The sequence below is a fragment of the Chloroflexus sp. genome (genome assembly GCF_034431535.1).
Lineage (GTDB): Bacteria > Chloroflexota > Chloroflexia > Chloroflexales > Chloroflexaceae > Chloroflexus.
Genome location: NZ_DAOUDC010000066.1, coordinates 1 through 18167 on the forward strand (window position 1 = coordinate 1; position 18167 = coordinate 18167).

18 protein-coding genes are annotated in these 18167 nt (G+C 59.9%); all 18 read right to left on the reverse strand.

Annotation, left to right across the window (positions count from 1 at the left end; genetic code table 11):
• Positions 1-145: 145 nt before the first annotated feature.
• A complete protein-coding gene (locus U9R61_RS15800) occupies positions 146-1657 on the reverse strand; it encodes an NADH-quinone oxidoreductase subunit M (protein ID WP_322489772.1) in 1512 nt (503 codons plus the stop codon).
• A gap of 69 nt (positions 1658-1726) precedes the next feature.
• Positions 1727-3391 (reverse strand): NADH-quinone oxidoreductase subunit M, encoded by a 1665-nt coding sequence (locus U9R61_RS15805; protein WP_322489773.1) that lies wholly within the window; start codon positions 3389-3391, stop codon positions 1727-1729.
• A 3-nt stretch (positions 3392-3394) separates the two neighbouring features.
• On the reverse strand, positions 3395-5596 hold the full coding sequence (gene nuoL, locus U9R61_RS15810; RefSeq protein WP_322489774.1) for an NADH-quinone oxidoreductase subunit L: 2202 nt from the start codon (positions 5594-5596) through the stop codon (positions 3395-3397).
• Positions 5597-5644: 48 nt separating this feature from the next.
• The gene (gene nuoK / locus U9R61_RS15815) at positions 5645-5962 is read right to left on the reverse strand and encodes an NADH-quinone oxidoreductase subunit NuoK (RefSeq protein ID WP_322489775.1); all 318 of its coding nucleotides are present in this window, start codon (positions 5960-5962) and stop codon (positions 5645-5647) included.
• Positions 5963-5965: 3 nt separating this feature from the next.
• Entirely contained in the window at positions 5966-6619 is a 654-nt protein-coding gene (locus tag U9R61_RS15820) for an NADH-quinone oxidoreductase subunit J (RefSeq protein WP_322489776.1), read from the reverse strand.
• Positions 6620-6677: 58 nt separating this feature from the next.
• Positions 6678-8003, reverse strand: a complete 1326-nt coding sequence (nuoH, locus tag U9R61_RS15825; protein ID WP_322489777.1) for an NADH-quinone oxidoreductase subunit NuoH — start codon at positions 8001-8003, stop codon at positions 6678-6680.
• A 177-nt stretch (positions 8004-8180) separates the two neighbouring features.
• Complete coding sequence (locus tag U9R61_RS15830; protein WP_322489778.1) at positions 8181-9299, reverse strand: 4Fe-4S dicluster domain-containing protein; 1119 nt, start codon at positions 9297-9299, stop codon at positions 8181-8183.
• Positions 9296-10405, reverse strand: a complete 1110-nt coding sequence (locus U9R61_RS15835; RefSeq protein ID WP_322489779.1) for an NADH-quinone oxidoreductase subunit D — start codon at positions 10403-10405, stop codon at positions 9296-9298. Before U9R61_RS15835 ends, U9R61_RS15830 begins: the two co-directional genes overlap by 4 nt.
• 229 nt (positions 10406-10634) lie before the next feature.
• Positions 10635-11162, reverse strand: coding sequence for an NADH-quinone oxidoreductase subunit C (locus U9R61_RS15840; RefSeq protein WP_322489780.1), 528 nt, complete (start codon positions 11160-11162; stop codon positions 10635-10637).
• Positions 11155-11949 (reverse strand): NADH-quinone oxidoreductase subunit B, encoded by a 795-nt coding sequence (locus tag U9R61_RS15845; RefSeq protein ID WP_322489781.1) that lies wholly within the window; start codon positions 11947-11949, stop codon positions 11155-11157. The genes U9R61_RS15840 and U9R61_RS15845 overlap by 8 nt, the downstream gene beginning before the upstream one ends.
• Positions 11950-11951: 2 nt before the next feature.
• Entirely contained in the window at positions 11952-12308 is a 357-nt protein-coding gene (locus tag U9R61_RS15850) for an NADH-quinone oxidoreductase subunit A (protein WP_066791367.1), read from the reverse strand.
• Between the two features lie 129 nt (positions 12309-12437).
• The gene (locus U9R61_RS15855; RefSeq protein WP_322489782.1) at positions 12438-12902 is read right to left on the reverse strand and encodes an FHA domain-containing protein; all 465 of its coding nucleotides are present in this window, start codon (positions 12900-12902) and stop codon (positions 12438-12440) included.
• 3 nt (positions 12903-12905) lie between these two features.
• Entirely contained in the window at positions 12906-13622 is a 717-nt protein-coding gene (locus U9R61_RS15860) for an FhaA domain-containing protein (RefSeq protein WP_066791514.1), read from the reverse strand.
• A gap of 19 nt (positions 13623-13641) precedes the next feature.
• Positions 13642-14328, reverse strand: a complete 687-nt coding sequence (gene tsaB / locus U9R61_RS15865; protein ID WP_322489783.1) for a tRNA (adenosine(37)-N6)-threonylcarbamoyltransferase complex dimerization subunit type 1 TsaB — start codon at positions 14326-14328, stop codon at positions 13642-13644.
• Positions 14328-14849, reverse strand: a complete 522-nt coding sequence (gene tsaE / locus U9R61_RS15870) for a tRNA (adenosine(37)-N6)-threonylcarbamoyltransferase complex ATPase subunit type 1 TsaE (RefSeq protein WP_322489784.1) — start codon at positions 14847-14849, stop codon at positions 14328-14330. The genes tsaB and tsaE overlap by 1 nt, the downstream gene beginning before the upstream one ends.
• Before the next feature lie 97 nt (positions 14850-14946).
• Positions 14947-15312 carry a hypothetical protein gene (locus U9R61_RS15875; protein ID WP_322489785.1) on the reverse strand — a complete coding sequence of 122 codons (366 nt, stop codon included), beginning with the start codon at positions 15310-15312 and terminating at the stop codon, positions 14947-14949.
• A gap of 396 nt (positions 15313-15708) precedes the next feature.
• Positions 15709-17139 (reverse strand): undecaprenyl-phosphate glucose phosphotransferase, encoded by a 1431-nt coding sequence (locus tag U9R61_RS15880; protein ID WP_416208863.1) that lies wholly within the window; start codon positions 17137-17139, stop codon positions 15709-15711.
• A 10-nt stretch (positions 17140-17149) separates the two neighbouring features.
• On the reverse strand, positions 17150-18049 hold the full coding sequence (locus U9R61_RS15885) for a glycosyltransferase family 2 protein (protein ID WP_322489787.1): 900 nt from the start codon (positions 18047-18049) through the stop codon (positions 17150-17152).
• Positions 18050-18167 lie beyond the last annotated feature (118 nt).

Sequence of the window (18167 nt, forward strand, 5' to 3'; positions counted from 1 at the left end):
GCTGAATTATTCAATCCAACATGCGTTGTGATGGGGCAGGAGACGGACAGCCGTCCGTCGCTGCCATTATCTTCCCTTTGCGTACCTTTGCGCCGTTGCCCTCTCTGCGCCTTGGCGTTGACCCCTTTGCCCCCTCTGCGCCTTGCTACCGCAACGCTACCGCCACTTCACTCAACCGCGCCGCCAGCGGACGCACCGCGGTATCGATCAATTCGGTCATCCACGCCGGGTACAACCCCAACCCCACCAGCACCACCGCCAGAATCAGGGCGCCGGTGTACTCTTGCCACGTCAGCTTGGGCAGGTGCAAAAATTCAGGATTCTTCACCTCATCGTAAAACACCGACCACACCGCGCGCAGAATGTACGCGCCGGTGATCGGGATGCTCAACGCGGCGATCACCGCCACCAACGGGTAGCGTTCCCAGACGCCGATGAAGATGTTGAATTCGGCCCAGAAGCCGGCCAACCCCGGCATACCCATCGAGGAGAGACCGCCAAGAATGAACATCGCCGCTGCAAACGGCATCACCCGGCCCAACCCGCCTAATTCAGGCAATTGGCGGGTATGGGTACGGTCGTAGATCATCCGCCCCACCACCGCAAAGAAGAGGGCCGTCATAATGCCGTGAGCAAACATTTGCAACACCGCCCCCAACAACGCAATCTGAGTGCCGGCGGCCAGTGCCATCACCACCAAGCCCATGTGGCTCACCGACGAATAGCCGATGATGAACTTGGCGTCGCGTTGCACCATTGCGATGCTGGCGCCATAGACGACGTTCAAGATGGTGAGCACGGCAATAATCGGCAGCCAATCGCGCGCTCCCACCGGCATCAGCCACATCGCTGCCCGCAAACAGCCATACGCGCCGAGCTTCATCAGCACCCCGGCGTGTAACATACTCACTGCCGTCGGTGCCGCCACGTGACCGGTCGGGCTCCACGTGTGGAAGGGGAACATACCGGCCAGCACGCCAAACCCAACAAACAACGCCGGGAAGAGCAGCCATTGCAGATTGCCGGAGATGAAGCCTTGCTCGGCCAGCACCAGCATGTTGAAGGTGCGTAAGCCGCTGCCAAAGTAAAGCCCGATCATGCCGATGATTACCAACGCGCTTCCGGCCATCAAAAACAGGGTCAGCTTCATAGCGCCGTACTCTTTGCGCGTGCTGCCCCAAATGCCGATCAGCAAGTACATCGGCAAGACCGCCAGCTCGTAGAAGACAAAGAAGAGGAACAGATCGAGCGCGCTAAAGACGCCATACACACCGGTGGTGAGCAGCAACAGCCAGACCCAATACTCTTTGGTGCGCTCTTCGATGTTCCAGCTCATCAGCGCGCCGGTAAAGATGACGATCCCGTTGAGCAGCAGCATCGGCAAGTTGATCCCATCAACGCCGAGCAAGTAGCTGATGCCGAGCTGCGGAATCCAGTCGAGCTGTTCGATGAACTGGAAGCCGCCCTTCACCGGATCGTAGGCCAAAAAGACCAACAGCGACAAGATGAGCGACAGCAGCGCGAATCCCGCTCCCACCCACCGCATCAGGTCGGGGTAGCGATCGGGAATGACGGCGATGATGATCGCCGGTACCAGCATGCTCAGCCAGATCAGGCTCAGCCACGGCACATCGGCGGGAAGTGTTATCAACCCCATGCAATCACCTTTGCGCAATCCGGCGCTGGTTGCGAGGGTTTCTTGCCAACCACAGCGCCGGTTTCAGACCTACCCCAACACCCGCGTAAAGATAGCGACCAATTGCCCGGCGGCAGCGTTGCCCAAGTTCATCAACGGCGCTGGATAGACACCGATCACCAATGACAAGAGCACGATCGGCGCCATCGTCCAGAATTCCTGCGGACGCAGATCGGCGATTACGCGCGGGTTGCCGGTGGCCGGGCCGAGGAAGATGCGCTGGAACATGAGCAGCAAGGCCAGCGCCGTCACCACCAACCCGATCACCGCCAGCGCGGTGAAGAAGGGCAGGGTCGCCCACGCGCCGCGGAAGATGAAGAATTCGCCCACGAAGCCGGCCAATCCCGGCAAGCCGAGGTTGGCAAAGAGAGCGATCCCCATCACGCCGGCAAAGGTTGGCGCACTTGCCCGCAAGCCACCCAAACCGCTCAGCTCCCAGCGTCCGGTGCGCTCGTACAAGGCCCCCGCCAGATAGAACAGCGCACCGGTGCTGAGGCCGTGGGCCACCATCTGCACCAAAGCGCCGTTGATCGCGCTGGCCCGCGCCGCCACCCCGGCTTCGCCCGCCGCCGCTGCGCCGGCAATCGCCAGCATCACGTAACCCATGTGGTTGATCGAGGTGTAGCCGATCAGGCGCTTGATGTCGCCATTAACGTGGTTCAACGCACCGAAGGCCCCCGCCACCACGCCAACCACTGCTAGCGCCGCCAGCACCGGCGCGAAATACTGCGCCGCGTCAGGGGTGAACGGCAGCAACAGCCGCAGCATGCCATACGCCCCCATCTTGCTCATCACCGCCGAGAGCAAGATGCTGGCCGCGATTGGCCCTTCGGCGTAGGCATCGGGCAACCACGTGTGGAATGGCCATACCGCCAGCTTGATCGCAAAGGCAATGAAAATCGCCCACATCGCGATGCTGCTGTAGAGCAGCGGATAGCGGCCCAGCGCATTGGTCACGCCGAGCTGTTCAAGGTAGGCAAAGAGAATATCGCGCAAATTGCCTTCGACCCCGGCCACCGGCAAGCCTTGCCCCAACCGGCCCAGCGCGATCAGATCGAAGGTCGGATAGCCGGCCTGCCGCACCGACAGATAGATTAGTTGGAAGAGCAGCAGCATACCGAGCGAGCCGGCCATCGTGTAGACAAAGAACTTGAAGGCGGCGTAGCGGCGCTGTTCACGGCCCCAGTTTTGAATCAGGAAGAAGGCCGGCACCAGACTGAATTCCCAAAAGATGAAGAAAAAGAAGAAATCAAGCGCGACAAAGTAGCCGAGCATCGCCGCTTCAAGCAAGAACAGCAGCGCCAGATGCGCTCGCACCCGCTCGCTGACGCCCCAACTGGCGATCACCGCCACCGGCGTCATCACTGCGGTCAACAACACCAGCGGCAGACTCAGACCATCAACGCCGAGAAAATAGTCAACCCGGATGGCCTGAATCCACGGCACCCGCTCGACCAACTGCACCACGCCTTGCCCGCTCGCCACCGCGTTCGGATCGAACCGCGCCCAGATCAAGCCGGCCAACAACAGCGGCACCCCCGTCCAAGTCAGCACGCCGGTCTTGATCGTCCGCTCATCGAGCTTAAGCAGCCATGACAGTCCGATCAAGGCAATGCCAACCAGCGGCGACAGCACTAGCAACGTCAGCCACGGCACGCCATCGGCGGCAGGAAGAAGATACTCTGGCAGATTCATACGCTATCGCCCAATCACATACAGCCAGAACACAGCCAGCGCCAAGAGACCGCTAAAGACATAGATCAAGTAATCTTGGGCCTTGCCAGTCTGCAACCGGCGCGCTTGGCGGCCAGTGCCTTGGGTGCCGCTCGCCAAGCCATCCGGCCCGTCGTTGAGCAAGGTATCGTCAATGATGAAGTTGACCTTGCCCAAACCGAAGGTAAAGCGGCCCATCCCATCAACCAGCCGGTCAATCACCGAACGGTCGATCAGCGACCATGCCGTTGCGAGGCTAGCGGTCAGTCGGCCCAACGTCGCCGCGTACAACTCATCGATCCGGTATTTGGCATTGAGAATGGCAAACACCCCCGGCGCACGCGCCGCCAGCGGGTCGGTATCCGCCGCAGTCGCGAAGGCGTTGCGGTAGCTATACCAGCCCAACCCAATCCCGGCCAGCGCGATCAGCAACGACAACCCGGCCACTAGCGGATTCAGCTTGGCCGCCTCTTGCCCCCACAGGCTCGCCAGCCAATGCCCGCCGGGGCCGTCGAACGGCAGGTTAAACGCGCCGGCAGTGACGGCAAAGCTGGCCAGCACCACCAACGCCGCAATCATGCGCGGATCTTCGTGCCAGTGCTCGCCGTGATCGTGGTGATGGTCGTCGTGGTGATGGTCATCGTGCCCATGTTTAGCATAGCCAGCGGGAGCGTCAGGGTTCTGGAACACCACCGGATGCGCGCCGCGATACTCGCCAAAGAAAACCAGCCACCACTGGCGGGTCATATAGACCGCGGTCAAGAACGCCGCTGCGCTCAGGGTCAGATACACGGCCAGATTATGCGTAAAGGCGTCGAGCAAAATCTCGTCTTTGCTCCAGAAGCCGGCAAACGGCACAATGCCGGCCAGCGCCAGATAACCGGCGGTATACGTCCAGAACGTCCACGGCAAGCGGGTGCGTAACCCGCCCATATTGCGAATGTCTTGGGCCGTCTGTTGGGCGGCGTATTCGTCGTGGTGATGGATGCGCTGGATCGAGGGCTGCTGCTCCATGGCGTGAATAATCGATCCCGACCCAAGGAAGAGCAGGGCCTTAAAGAAGGCATGGGTAATCAGGTGGAACATGGCCGCCACCCAACCTCCCACGCCGAGCGCCGCCACCATAAAGCCGAGCTGCGAGAGCGTGCTATAGGCCAGAATGCGCTTGATATCAAATTGGGCCAAGGCAATCGTCGCCGCGAAGAGAGCGGTAAATGCGCCGATAAAGGCCACCACTCCCAACGAGGTCGGGTCGACGGCGAAGATGGGGAAGGTGCGCGCCACCAGAAAAACGCCGGCAGCCACCATTGTCGCGGCGTGAATGAGGGCCGACACCGGCGTCGGACCTTCCATCGCGTCGGGCAACCAGACGTGCAGCGGGAACTGGGCCGATTTGCCGACCGTACCGCCAAAGATCAGCAGCGCAATTCCGGCAGCGTGGCTCAGACCGAGCGCACCAGTTTCGCTCGCCAGTCGCTCAAGCAGCGGCGGATAGAAGACGCCGCCCTCTTCATTGCCGAAGGAGATCCCGCCAGCCTGCGCATAGAGGTAAACAATCCCCAACAGCAACAAAACATCGCCGATGCGGGTGGTAATAAACGCCTTCACCGCGGCGCGGGCCGCGCTAGGCCGCTCGTAGAGGAACCCGATCAGCAGGTACGAGCAGAGACCCATAATCTCCCACGCCATAAAGAAGAGGAGCAGATTATCGGCCATGCTCATCAGCAACATCGCCGCCGTAAAGAGCGCGATAAAGCTGAAGAAGCGGCTCTGGCGCGGGTGCGCGGCCATATACCCGATCGAGAAGAGGTGAATGCAGGTCGAGGTAATCGTCACCATGGCCAGCATCGCTGCTGCTGCGCCATCAATGTAGATCCCCATCTGCAACACCGTATCGCCGATCGGCGCCCACACCAGCCGCTGCACCACATTCGGTTCGGGGAAGGCAAACGCGCCGTGCTCGCCGTGATGGGCCGCGAGTTGCACCAGCTCACCGTGGTGCAATGCCCACCCGCCGGCCACCGCCGCCAACAAGCCGAGCGCCAGCACCGTCGCCACCATCATCAGGCCGGTGGCCAGCCACGCGCTCGCCATCGCCTGCCGCCGGATCGGCGTGAGCGTAATGATGGCGCTGGCCAATAACGGCAACAGCGGAATCAGCCAAGCATTTTGCAAGAAAAATGCCATACGCGCTCCGGGTTAGATCAACACCACCACACTCATTCGCTCGTACCGTTACCCACGCAATTGATCCACTTCATCGGCATTGACGGTCACATAATGGCGATAGACCGCAATCACCATCGCCAAGCCGACCGCCGCTTCGGCAGCGGCTACCGCAATAATAAAGATGGCAAAGGTCTGGCCGGTGATGTAGCGCGGCTCGAAATAGCGCCAAAACGCGATCAAATTGATATTGACGGCATTGAGCATCAACTCAACCCCCATCAACACCCCAATCAGATTGCGGCGCGAGAGCGCGCCAAACAACCCAATGCAAAAGAGGGCGGCGGCCAGCGTCAGCACCGCCGGCAATGGCACTGCATTCAGCATCTGTCACCCCTCACTGGCGGGGCGCGTCTCGCGCGCCACCGGCTCGGCCTCTACCGGTTCAAGCATTTCGGTCTGGGTTGCGCGTTCACGCAGGCGCTTCAACTCCAACTCTTCGGCCAACGTCAACACTCTGCGCCGCCGCGCCCGCTCTTCAAACGCAATTACAATCGCGCCGATCAGGGCCACCGTCAACAGCACACCAACCACTTGAAACTGGATCAGGAACTCGTTCACAAACCCGCGACCCAACTCGGCGGGGCCGGCGATCGGTTCCGGCGTGCCCAACGGCGGGGCCGGCGGCACATTCCACTGCTGGTTGATCAAGGTCGGCGCCATCACCGTCGCAAAGAGCAACACAGTGACAACCAGCACCACCGGCCAGCGCGAGGTCAGTTGGCGCACCCCCTCGCCGCTGATTTGGCGGGTGAGCATAATCGCAAACAAGATCAGCACCGACACTGCGCCGACGTAGACCAGCACCTGCACCACCGCCAAAAACTCGGCTTGGAGCAGCAGATAGAGCGCGCCAACGCCAAAGAAACAGGCGATCAGCCACAGCGCCGAGTGGATCACGTTGCGCACCGAGACCACCATCGCCGCCGCGACCAGAATAAAGAGGGCTATGAGCCCAAAGACAACTTGAACAACGACTTCCATCACACGTTCCTGCTGTCTGAATTGCGTAACGCAACGACGCAAAGGCGCAGCGATGCCATCACGACCCCGCCGCAATCAACTCTTCCAGCTCGACCCGGCGCCGTTCAGCCTGCGACGCCGCGTAGACTCGCGTCAGCCACAGATAGACACCCAGATTGATCGCCAACGTTACCACAAACGCCGCGAGCCAGCGCAATACTGGCGACCAACCAACCGTGATCAGCATGCCTTCAGCGGGGCCCCAGCGGGCGAAGGCCACCCACAACGCGGCGCTAAACAGATTGGCCAGCGTCAACGGAATGAGAAACTTCCAGCCGAAATCCATCAACTGGTCGATACGCAGCCGGGGGAAGGCGCCGCGCAACCAGACCATCACAAAGAAGAAGATGTAGGTTTTGAGCAAGAAGTAGAACACTCCCAGCACCCCAGCCAGCACATTGAACAAACCGTTCCCGTTGGGATTTTCCGGCGTAATGCCTTGCGCGTAGAGCCAATCGACCCCCGGCCCTTGCCAGCCGCCAAAGAAGATGATCGCCGTGATCGCGCAGAGCAGGAAATTCAACACGTATTGGGCAAGGTAGAAGAGACCAAACTTCATGCCGCTATACTCGGTCATATAGCCGGCGACAATCTCTGAGTCGGCTTCGGGAATATCAAACGGGGTGCGTTCGCCTTCGGCTAAGGCAGCAATAAAGAAGGCGATAAAGGCGACAAAGCCAACCGGCGTAAACACAAACCAACCCAACCCCAGATCGGGAATGCCGGGCAAGTCGCGGTTGCTCACAATCAAGCCAGTCTGATAGGCGATAATATCATTAATCGAGAGCGACCCAACGATCATCACAATTGCAATCAGGGCCAATACCGCTGGAATCTCGTATGACACCATCTGGGCCACGGCCCGCATCGCCCCCAACAGGGAAAACTTGTTGTTGCTGGCCCAACCGGCCATCATCAGCCCCACCGCACTGATCGACGAGATCGCAAAAAAGAAGAGCAGGCCGGTCGGCAGGTCAACCGGCACCATCCCCGGTCCCCACGGCACCACCGCAAACATCAACACCGTCGGCGCCACGACCACGCATGGAGCGAGGAAATGCACGATCCGGTCGGCAGCCTGCGGCACGATGTCTTCCTTGGTAAACATCTTGACGCCGTCGGCAATCGGTTGCCAAATGCCTTCGGGGCCGACCCGGTTCGGGCCGACGCGGTCTTGCATGCGCGCAATCACGCGACGCTCGTAGTAGGTGAAGAAGAGCATCTGGAGCGGCGCTACCACGAGCACGATCGTCACGACCAAGATATAACTGAGCAGGTTCAGCGCCCATTCCGGCCATCCCCAACCCAACGTGCCGTTGATCAAGGCAGCGAGCATATCGTACATGGATGTCTCCATCTATGGGGCCGCACACCGTGCGGCTGCACATCCCTCTCTCCATAGGAGCCGCACCGCCGTGCGACTGCACATCCCTCGCTCTGGCTTATTATCAGGAGCCGTACGCCGTGCGGCTGTCCTATGCGGCATTGGTCATATCTTTGGGAGCCGCACCGCCGTGCGGCTCTACGAGCCGTTGCCGGATTGTTGTTTCTTGGCCGCATTGGCGGCGCGGATGGCCGCCAGCCGGGCGGCTTTGTCGCTCGGTGGCGCGGCGGGTGGCGCGTCTGCCGGTGTATCTGCTGCCGTGCCGCTCTCCGGTGCGGCGGGTGGCGTGGCCGGCGCTTCGCCCGCCGCCGCCTTCTTGGCCGCATTGGCGGCGCGGATGGCTGCTAGCTTTGCCGCTTTGTCAGCCGGCGGGGCAGCTTCGGCAGCCGGGGCCGGCGGCGGTGTGGCCGGCGCAGCTTCTGCCGGCAGTGCGCCTTCGCCGGCCTGCGCTGCCTTAGCGGCGCGGATGGCCGCTAGCTTCGCCGCCTTCTCTTCTGGCGTCAACTTACGCCCTTCCACCGGGGCCGGTGCAGCCGCTGGCGCCGCTTGCGCTGCTGCCGCTGCTTGGGCCGCCTGCGCTGCCAATTCAGCCCGCCGTGCCGCGATCTTCTCGGTCAGGTGCGGCGCTAACCCGATCACATCAGGCCGGCGGCGGATGTTACCCTGCAACTTCTTCAACGCCCCCTCGCGCACCTCGGCCCACATCGTGGGCGCGATCTGGGCGTAATAGCCGATTGGCCGGTTCAACCGCTCTTTATGAACGGTCAGGCTGGCATGATCGTCAGTTGACAGCTCAAACTCGTGATCCATCTTGATCGCGTCGAACGGGCAGACTTCAGCACAAAAGCCGCAACTCATGCAGGCATCGTACTCGATGATAAACTCGGCCACTGCCGGCACCGGCTTGCCGGTAGCCGGATCTTTAGCCTGCGTCATGTGGATCACCTGCGGCGGGCAGATCCGTTCGCATTGGAAGCACGAGGTGCAAAGTTCATGCCCCGTCTCGTCATCGTAGAGCAGGATCGGCATGTTGCGGTAGGCTTCCGGGATGCGTGGCTGCTCTTCCGGGTACTCGATCGTAAATGTGCCGTGGATCTGGCTGTAACTGCGATTGAGCTTAAATGACTCCTTCCAGTGCTTCCAGATCACCGCCATCCCGCGCAGCAGACCGCCGCCGCGCCGCACGCGGGTATCGTCGCGCTGCACTTCGATCACCCGTCCACGCGGAATCTCGATCTCAAACGGCGAGGCTGTCATCGATCCACCTCCCCCATCACGATGTCAATACTGCCAAGGATGACCACAATATCGGCCACCTTATACCCGCGGCACATATCGGCCAGCGGGGTGAGATTGATGAACGACGGCGCGCGCACTTTGTAGCGGTACGGTCGGGGGCTGCCATCGCTGACCAGATAGAAGCCAAGTTCTCCTTTAGGCGATTCAATGCGGGCGTAGGCATCACCAACCGGCGGGCGCACATTCTGGCGAGCTTTGGGGTTAATGTGGCCGCCTTTCGCGTCAGGCAACTGCTCAAGCACCTGCTCGATAATCCGCTTGCTCTGGCGCATCTCCTCGATCCGCACCAGAAAGCGGTCGTACACATCGCCAACCTTGCCGACCGGCACATCAAAATCAAACCGGTCATAGACACTGTACGGCTCAGCTTTGCGCACATCGTAGGGGATGCCGGAACCGCGCAGCACCGGGCCGCTAACACCATACGACAAAGCAACTTCCGGCGGCAGAATACCGATCCCGATCGCCCGTTGCAGCAAAATCTCGTTATCGCGCAGTAACCGCTCCAGCTCATCGATATACGCCGGCAGCGCGCGCAGCAACTCGCGCACATTGGGAATAAATTCCGGCGGCAGATCGCGCACCACGCCGCCGAACCGGAAATAATTGCACATCAAACGCGCGCCGCTCGCCATCTCGAACAGATCGAGGATCTTCTCGCGCTCGCGCATCCCAAACGCCAGCGGCGTCTGCCACGCACCCATGTCGTTGATCATGAAGCCGACTGCGCTGGCGTGATTAAGAATGCGAGTCAGTTCGACCATCAACACCCGGATATACTCGGCCCGTTCGGGCACTTCAATCCCGGCCAGTCGCTCAACCGCCATCGCATAGGCGTGATTATTAGCCATCGAATTGAAATAATCGAGCCGGTCGGTGTAGGGCATATTCTGCAAATACGAATTCACCTCGGCGATCTGCTCGTGGTTGCGATGCAGATAGCCAAACACCGGCTTCAGATCAATCACCGTCTCACCGTCCACCGTCACCAGCATGCGAAACACGCCGTGGGTGGACGGATGTTGCGGGCCGATATTGACTTGCAGCTCTTGGGTCTGAAGCATAGCAGCACCGGTTTTTTTCTATGCTGATAGCCCATTCGCTTGTGGCGATATCAGGCTATGTTGATTGATTGAGCGTCAAACGATCGACGAGTGTCACTGATCGTTTCGCGAATGCGGCAGTTTCACAGTCACACTCCCTACGTATCAGCCTGCATTCGGCGCACCCAGTGAATCCACGATGATGTTCACTGGCAAGGAAGCCAACAACGACAGCGCCATCACTACTCTCTCAACCCTCGCTCTCACCACCCAAATACTTATCACCCTGCCGGGGAAAGTCTTTGCGCATAGGGAAACCTTCAAACTCATCCCACATATAGATGCGGCGCAAGAAGGGATGGCCGGTAAACTCGATCCCAAACAGATCGAACGCCTCGCGCTCGTGGAAGTTGGCGGCGGGCCAGTGCGGCGTCAGCGACGGCACCACCGCCTCATCACGCGACACGCGCACGCGCAATACGATACTAGGGCCGCCGGATGGATGGTAGAAGCGGTAGACCAGCTCGAAGCAACCGGCATACAGGTAATCGACCACAACAATATCGGACAGATAGGCATAGCCGAGCGTGTCGCGCACAAAGAGCGCCGCGGCGACCAATTGATCGGGTCGCACCATCGGATCAGGCGGGTTAAACAGGCCGGGTTGAGGGCCATGCGCAGGTGGCGGCGTAATCGCCAGCGGTTCCGCCTCGACCAACGCAGCTGGCAATGACTCGGCAAGGCGGGCGCGCAGCTCAGCAGGAGTCATCTCAGGCATCGCTCACCCCGCTCCGCTTCAAATCATCGGCGGCGATCTCAGGCGAGATACCGCGCGCCTTCAAGGCATGCTCCAATTCAACTTCCGGATCCATAATCGGGAACTGGCGCACCACTTCGGGATGCTCGATCTGGCCCGACCGCCGTTCGCCGTGGCTGGGTGAGGTATACGAGCTGAGCAACGGCAACCCGCCGACCGGATCGACCAGCTTGCCATCAATCTCAAGCCCTTTCGCGCCGAAGGTCGGCACCGGAAAATCGTCCGTTTGCGGTTTCTCGCCGCTGCCGTACCAGCGCACCCGGCCAAGCTTCTGCTGATCGATCTGCTCTTGCAAAGTCATCAGCGCATGGAGGAGGGCTTCAGGGCGCGGCGGGCAACCGGGAACGTACACATCAACCGGGACGAGCAAATCGATCCCGCGCAACACGTTGTAGCCATCGCGAAATGGGCCGCCGGACGTAGCGCACGCCCCCATCGAAATCACATAGCGCGGCTCGGCCATCTGATTATACAGCCGCACCACCTGCGGGGCCATCTTCTTGGTCACAGTGCCGGCCACGATCATCAGATCGGCTTGGCGCGGCGACGCGCGAAACAGCTCAGCGCCAAAGCGAGCGACATCGTAGCGACTCAGACCAAACGCCATCATCTCGATCGCGCAACAGGCCAATCCAAACGCCATTGGCCAGATCGACGAACGGCGGCCCCAGTTGTAAAATCGATTGACGGTCGTTAACAACACACCCTGCCGCTCAAGTTCGAGCTGGGTCGGATCGACATCAGCCATAATCACACCCACTCTAGAGCGCCTTTGCGCCATTCGTAGAGCAAGCCGGCAAACAGCATGAGGAGGAAGATCGTCGCCGCAATCAGGCCATAGAGACCCACTGCATTAAATGCTACCGCCCACGGATACAAGAAGATCACTTCAATATCGAAAATCACGAAGGCAAGCGCATAGAGGTAATACTGCACCTTGAATTGGACGTGGACATCGCCGAGTGCTTCCAACCCGCACTCGTAGGTGCTGGTTTTCAGCGGCGTCGGTCGTTTGGGGCGCAGGAAGAAGGCGAGCACGAGCGGGATCAGCGGGAAGCTGATCGCAGCAAGCAGAAAGATGCCTATCAGAGCATAATCGGCAAGCATTGCCTATCCTCCGTTGGGCGGGTGAAACAAAAAGGCGATGAGAAGTATATCACAAATGCGTACCAACCGGCGCAACCTTCCGGCTAGAATTGTAATGAGTATTTATCATAGTTGGTAGCGAAATGACAACTATCTGCCGACTGACGGCTCGAAGCGCAGTTCGACCCGGCCAACCCGAATCGCATCACCGGGATGGACTTCGGTCGGCTCGGTCACTTCAAAGCCGTTGAGGAAGGTGCCGTTGGTGCTATTGAGGTCTTCGAGGATCCAGACGTTGCTGCGACGCTTGAGGCGCGCATGCTCGCTGGAGAGAAAGGTATCATTCAGCACAATATCACAGTGCGGGCTCCGCCCGATCAAGGTATCGGGATTGAGCGGAAAAGTCTTGCCAACCGCTACCCCGCTTTGACCAGAAATCGTTACCACCAACTGGCCATACGGGCTCACGACAGTGGGAGCTACGGCGGGACGAGCCAGATCACGCCGGATCACCTGCACGACCTGCCAGAGAAAGAAGTACAGCAGAAAGACAACCGCTACCCGCAGCAAGAGCAAGATAATGCCGATCGAGATGCTGGCGATATCGAAAAACATCGGCTAGCCCTCGCGAAAGGTCAACTCAAGCCCGCCCAACGAGACGACATCACCATCGCGCAGCGCGCGTTCGGCAATCCGTTCGCCATTCACAAACGTCCCGTTGGTACTGCCAAGATCAAACAGCCAGAACTGGCGTTGGCGGTAGCGCAACTGGGCATGCTTGCGCGACACACGCGTATCTTCGAGGATAATATCGTTGTCGAGGCCGCGGCCAATCGTCACCGTGGTCGTCTCGATCGGCAGCGCCTGCGGTTCGTGACCGGTATGCAAGAGCAAAAACGCTCCTGACGAGCGGCCAACACCCCGATCAGCCTGCATAATCATCGTCATATTCGGCTGTTCGGCTTGACTATCGCTCATTTCGGCCACCACCTGTATCGAACGGCGCGGCACCGAGGGGTCTTCGGCCAGCACGACCCGCGGCTGGTCAAGCAGGGTGAAGTTGCGTTCGGCAGCCAGTTCGCTCAGGTACGTTGCCATCTCTTGTTCGAGCTGCTGGCGCACCGGTTGGAACGCGGCAAAATCTTGCGGATGCAGATAGGCACGGTAAAAACTCGGCACAATTACCCGCTTGATACTAATCTTCTGATTGCTCTCCATGGCCCTCTCAAGCCGGCGAGCAATTTCGACGGGCTGGATCGGGCTGCGGAACATCCGCGCCACCGATCCTTCGACCATCTGCTCCATAAACTGTTCAAAGCGACGTAGGGCAGACATAGCTTCCCCCCGCAGAAGATCAGCTTGGCCGCGCACCGGCAGCAGGCGCGCGCACGGGTTCGCCAAGGTAGATTGGTTCAAGCGTGGCCAGATCGTCGTAACGCTGTTCGAGGTGGCGGTGCCATGCCAGCTCGGCCAAAAAGGCGGGCCGGCGCAAACGAGCGGCGGGCAGCGGCAGCAGCGCCCGGTCACCCAAACCGCGTTGCAAACCGGCGATCGTGGCCGCGTCAAGATCGCCGCAGAACAACGCCGGGCCGTTCATCTCAGCGCACAGCTCGCTGAGCGTCAGATTACGGTCAGGAGCAAGGCGTTCGAGCCGGTCGCGCGCAGTAAATGGCGCGGTCGCGTAACGTTCCCGGCCCAACCGGATCAGCGGATAGATCGGCAACGTTGTAGGCAGATACTGATACGCCAGCGCATCGAGCGTCGGGATGCCAATCAACGGGAGATCACCGGCCAAGGCCATCCCCTTCGCCAGACTCAACCCGACCCGCAAGCCACTCCAGCTCCCCGGCCCCAACCCCACGGCGAGCACGGTAAGATCAGCCGGCGCCGCGCCGGCATAGCGTAACAACGCATCGATCTGCGGCAACAGTTGAGCAGTATGGTTCCGACCTGACTCCCACACGCTTTCGGCGAGTGGGCCATGGGGGCCATAGAGCGCCAGACCGGTGAGGGCGGTAGCGGTATCGATCGCGAGCAACATTAGCCGAACGTCGCCTCCTTAAACATTGCCAGCAACTCACGGTAGCGAACGCCGTGCGGCGCCAACCGCAACCGCCGCTTGGTTTCACTCACATAACTTAGGGTAATATGCACATGGTCGGGCGGCAACGCCGCTGCCGCGCGTTCAGGCCATTCGATCAAGCACACGCCATCGGCCAGCCAGAGTTCATCAAGACCGATCGTGGCCAGCTCGGTAATGCCGCTGACGCGGTAGAGATCAACGTGATAGATCGGCAACCGGCCATGCGCGGCATCGGTGCGATACTCATTGATCAGCACAAAGGTGGGGCTGGTCACCGGGCCGTCATACCCCAACCCGCGAGCAATTCCCTTGATCAGATGCGTCTTGCCGGTGCCGAGCGGCCCCGACAACAGCACCACATCGCCAGCGCACAACAAATGGCCGAGCCGGGCGCCGATCCGTTCGGTTTGCGCCGGGCTATGGCTGATAAAATCGAGCTCGTGCGGCGTTTGCGCCGCCGGTAACAATGGTTCGGTCATAGCACTATTGTACCATAGGGGAGAACGTGGATCAGAGCAGCATTAAGGGCGGGTGTGCAACCCGCCCTTGCTCCATGCGCCAAGCTATCCACTCCGATTACCCAAGATCGATCGCCGGATTAAGATCGGTGGCCGCAATCGTACTAGCCGGGGGGAGATCAGTGGCGAGCGTCATCGAAACGTGGCGCAACTCTTGGGCGGTGCGACGGGCTTCATTACTAAAGACGCCATCAACCGCAACCAGCAGGCCGCAAGTCAGGCGACGGAGGAAGAGCATTTCAGCGAAATCTTGCACATCAGCGGCGGTAATGAGCGCGCGGCGCTGAACCAGCACTGCAAACGGTTGGTTAGATGATTCGGCCAAGACCAACAAGCAGCGCGTCGCGCGCAACTGTTCGGCAGTGATCACCTGATAGCCAAGCCGGCGAGCATGGCCGGCGGCTTCACGAGCAACTACATCCATCGTTATCCTCCTCCATTGAGGACACTGGCCTCGTACGCGGGCAACGTGGCATTACGCTGATGGGGGAGATATTCAATTCATAGTATACCATACTTTACGCAGATTTTGGCAAACTCGCTTGAGATGATGTTGCTTTTGGCAACAACGATGCGCGGCTGCGCTGGCAAGAGCGCGTAGCGCTGTCTGTCATTGCGAGGGCGCGCAGCCCCCGAAGCAATCTCCTCCTGCAGCGGATTGGATACCTAAGCGGTTCGCTCCCGTGCTCGCGGGAGATTGCTTCGCCTCGCGGGGCAGAGCGCTGCTCTGCCCTTACGCTCGGCTCGCAATGACAGGGGGGCGGGATGGCGTCGCCACCGGTGGCGGCTCGCAATGACAGGAGGGGCGGGATGGCGCTCCTCAATACGCATTCTCTTGCCGGCCAGTGATGAAGTTAATAATAGTGCGCAAAATGATCTTAATATCGAAGAGCAGCGACCAATTTTCCACGTAATACAGATCGTAGCGGGTGCGTTCTTCGATGCTGGTATCGCCACGCAAGCCATGCACCTGCGCCCAACCGGTCAGACCGGCCTTCTCTTTATGGCGGCGCATATAGCGTGGAATCTGCTGGCGGAACTGCTCAACCCAGCGCGCCTGTTCGGGACGGGGGCCGACGATCGACATCTCGCCGATCAAGACATTGATCAACTGCGGCAATTCATCGAGGCTGGTGCGGCGTAACCAGCGCCCGACGCGCGTCACCCGCGGATCGTTTTGCACCGTCCATGTACTAAACCGTTCAGCATCGGGGCGCATGGTGCGAAACTTAATCATCCAGAACGGCTTGCCATCGAGACCAACGCGCTCTTGCAAAAAGAAGACCGGGCCCCGCGACTCAAGCCGGATAGCGAGGGCAATCAACAGCATCACCGGCGACGCAAACAACAACACCAGCGATGCTACCACCAGATCGAGGCCGCGCTTGAGCGCCCGATTCCACGGATTATCGAGCGCGGCATTCTTAACGCTGACCAGCGGCAAATCGCGCAGATCGCCGATCGACACCTCGTTGTTGGTGATCAGTTGGAAGGTATCAGGATAGACCTTAATCTCGACCGACTCATCTTCGGCCAGCGCAATCACTTCCACCAGATCCTGCGAGGAACGGCCAGAAAGGGCGATAATCACCTCATCAGCGCGGGTCGCCCGGATCACGCGGCAAATATGTTCGGCGCGACCGAGCACCGGCAAGCCATCGACGATCTCACCAATCGGGACGGTATCGGACAGAAAGCCCTGCACCCGATAGCCCAATTCGGGCCGGCGGCGAATGGTATTCCACACCAAGCGACCGGGTTCACGTGCGCCGACGATCAACACCCGACGGGTATCAATGTCGAAATAGCGGCGCAACACATAGACCAGCGCGCGATGCAGGAAACGGCCAAACAGGCAGGCCACCGCTGCCAAGCCCCAACCTTGAAAGAGAATATCGCGCGTCCATGGCATCTCTTCGCCGCCGAACTCGCCGATGAGGGCATTGATGAAAATGACCAAGACCATCGTAAACGACACCGCCGTCACTACCTTCACCGCTTCATCGAGGCGTGAGGCACCGCGTTTCATCTCATAGAGGCCATGGCTGGCAAACACGATCAGGGCGGTGACACTGCCGATCACACTCAGGCGGATCGGAGTCAACGGATCGGCAGGCATGCGAAAGCCGGCGGCAGCGAGCGAATCGGCGCCGAAGGCATAGGCAAGCTGCGCTGCCAGATTCAGCGCCGCCACATCAATTGCGACTAACAGCAAGCGCAGCAGCGCGCGCCATGAGCGCGGGCGCAGCAACGACCGCGCTTTAACTGGCGCGACGCGCGTTGGATGGGAGGAGGAGATTGCGGCCAAGTGCCCACAGCTCCTTTACCGTAATACCCAGCTCGATCAGGCCATTGAGCGGTGCCGGCGTGGTTGCGGCGTAATGTTTGCGATGAAACAGCCGCATCGCATCGTAAAAGGCGCGGATCGACGGGATCGGGCGGCGGCTCGAAGCGGCCCGCTTGTAGTGGTAGACCGTCACCGCGGGATAATAGACGATCTTCCAGCCATATTGCTTGATCCGGTAGGCCCAATCGAGATCTTCGCCATACATAAAAAACGTCTCGTCGAGCAGGCCAACTTCGCGCACCACTGACGTGCGCACCATCATACAGGCCCCCACCACCGAATCGACTTCGGTCTCAACATCAGGATCGAGGTAGGTCATGTTGTAGGCGGCGAAACGGCGGTTGCGCGGGAAGAGACGGGACAGACCGAACAGGCGGTAGAAAGCGATGGCCGGGGTGGGAAAACTCCGCCGGCAGGCCAGATCGAGCGAGCCATCGGGCAAGAGCAATTTTGGCCCCACTGCGCCTACTGCCGGATGGCGTTCGAGATAATCAACCAAGCCGTCAAGCGCACCCGGCGGCACAATCGTATCGTTATTCAGCAACAGGATATAGGCCGGCGGATCGGGCAAGGCCAGAATTTGGCGCAAGGCCAGATTATTGCCGGCAGAAAAGCCGCCGTTGACCGGACTTTCAATTAAATGCACCCATGGAAACCGCTCGCGCACCAGCGCCGCACTGCCATCGGTCGAAGCATTATCAACCACCCATACCGACAGCATACCACGGCTGGGAGCGGCGGCGATCGAGGCCAAACAATCAGTGAGTAGATCGGCCCGGTTATAGTTCAGAATGACAACGGCAAGACTGGTCATTGAACGCCCGTTCGGTCAGTTTTGGCTTGCTGACGCACCCTCAGTATACCATAAGTCCCTCTTGTTTTATATGCAAGAAGTAAACAAGAGATGTTCAAGGTGCAAGTAACGTGTTTTG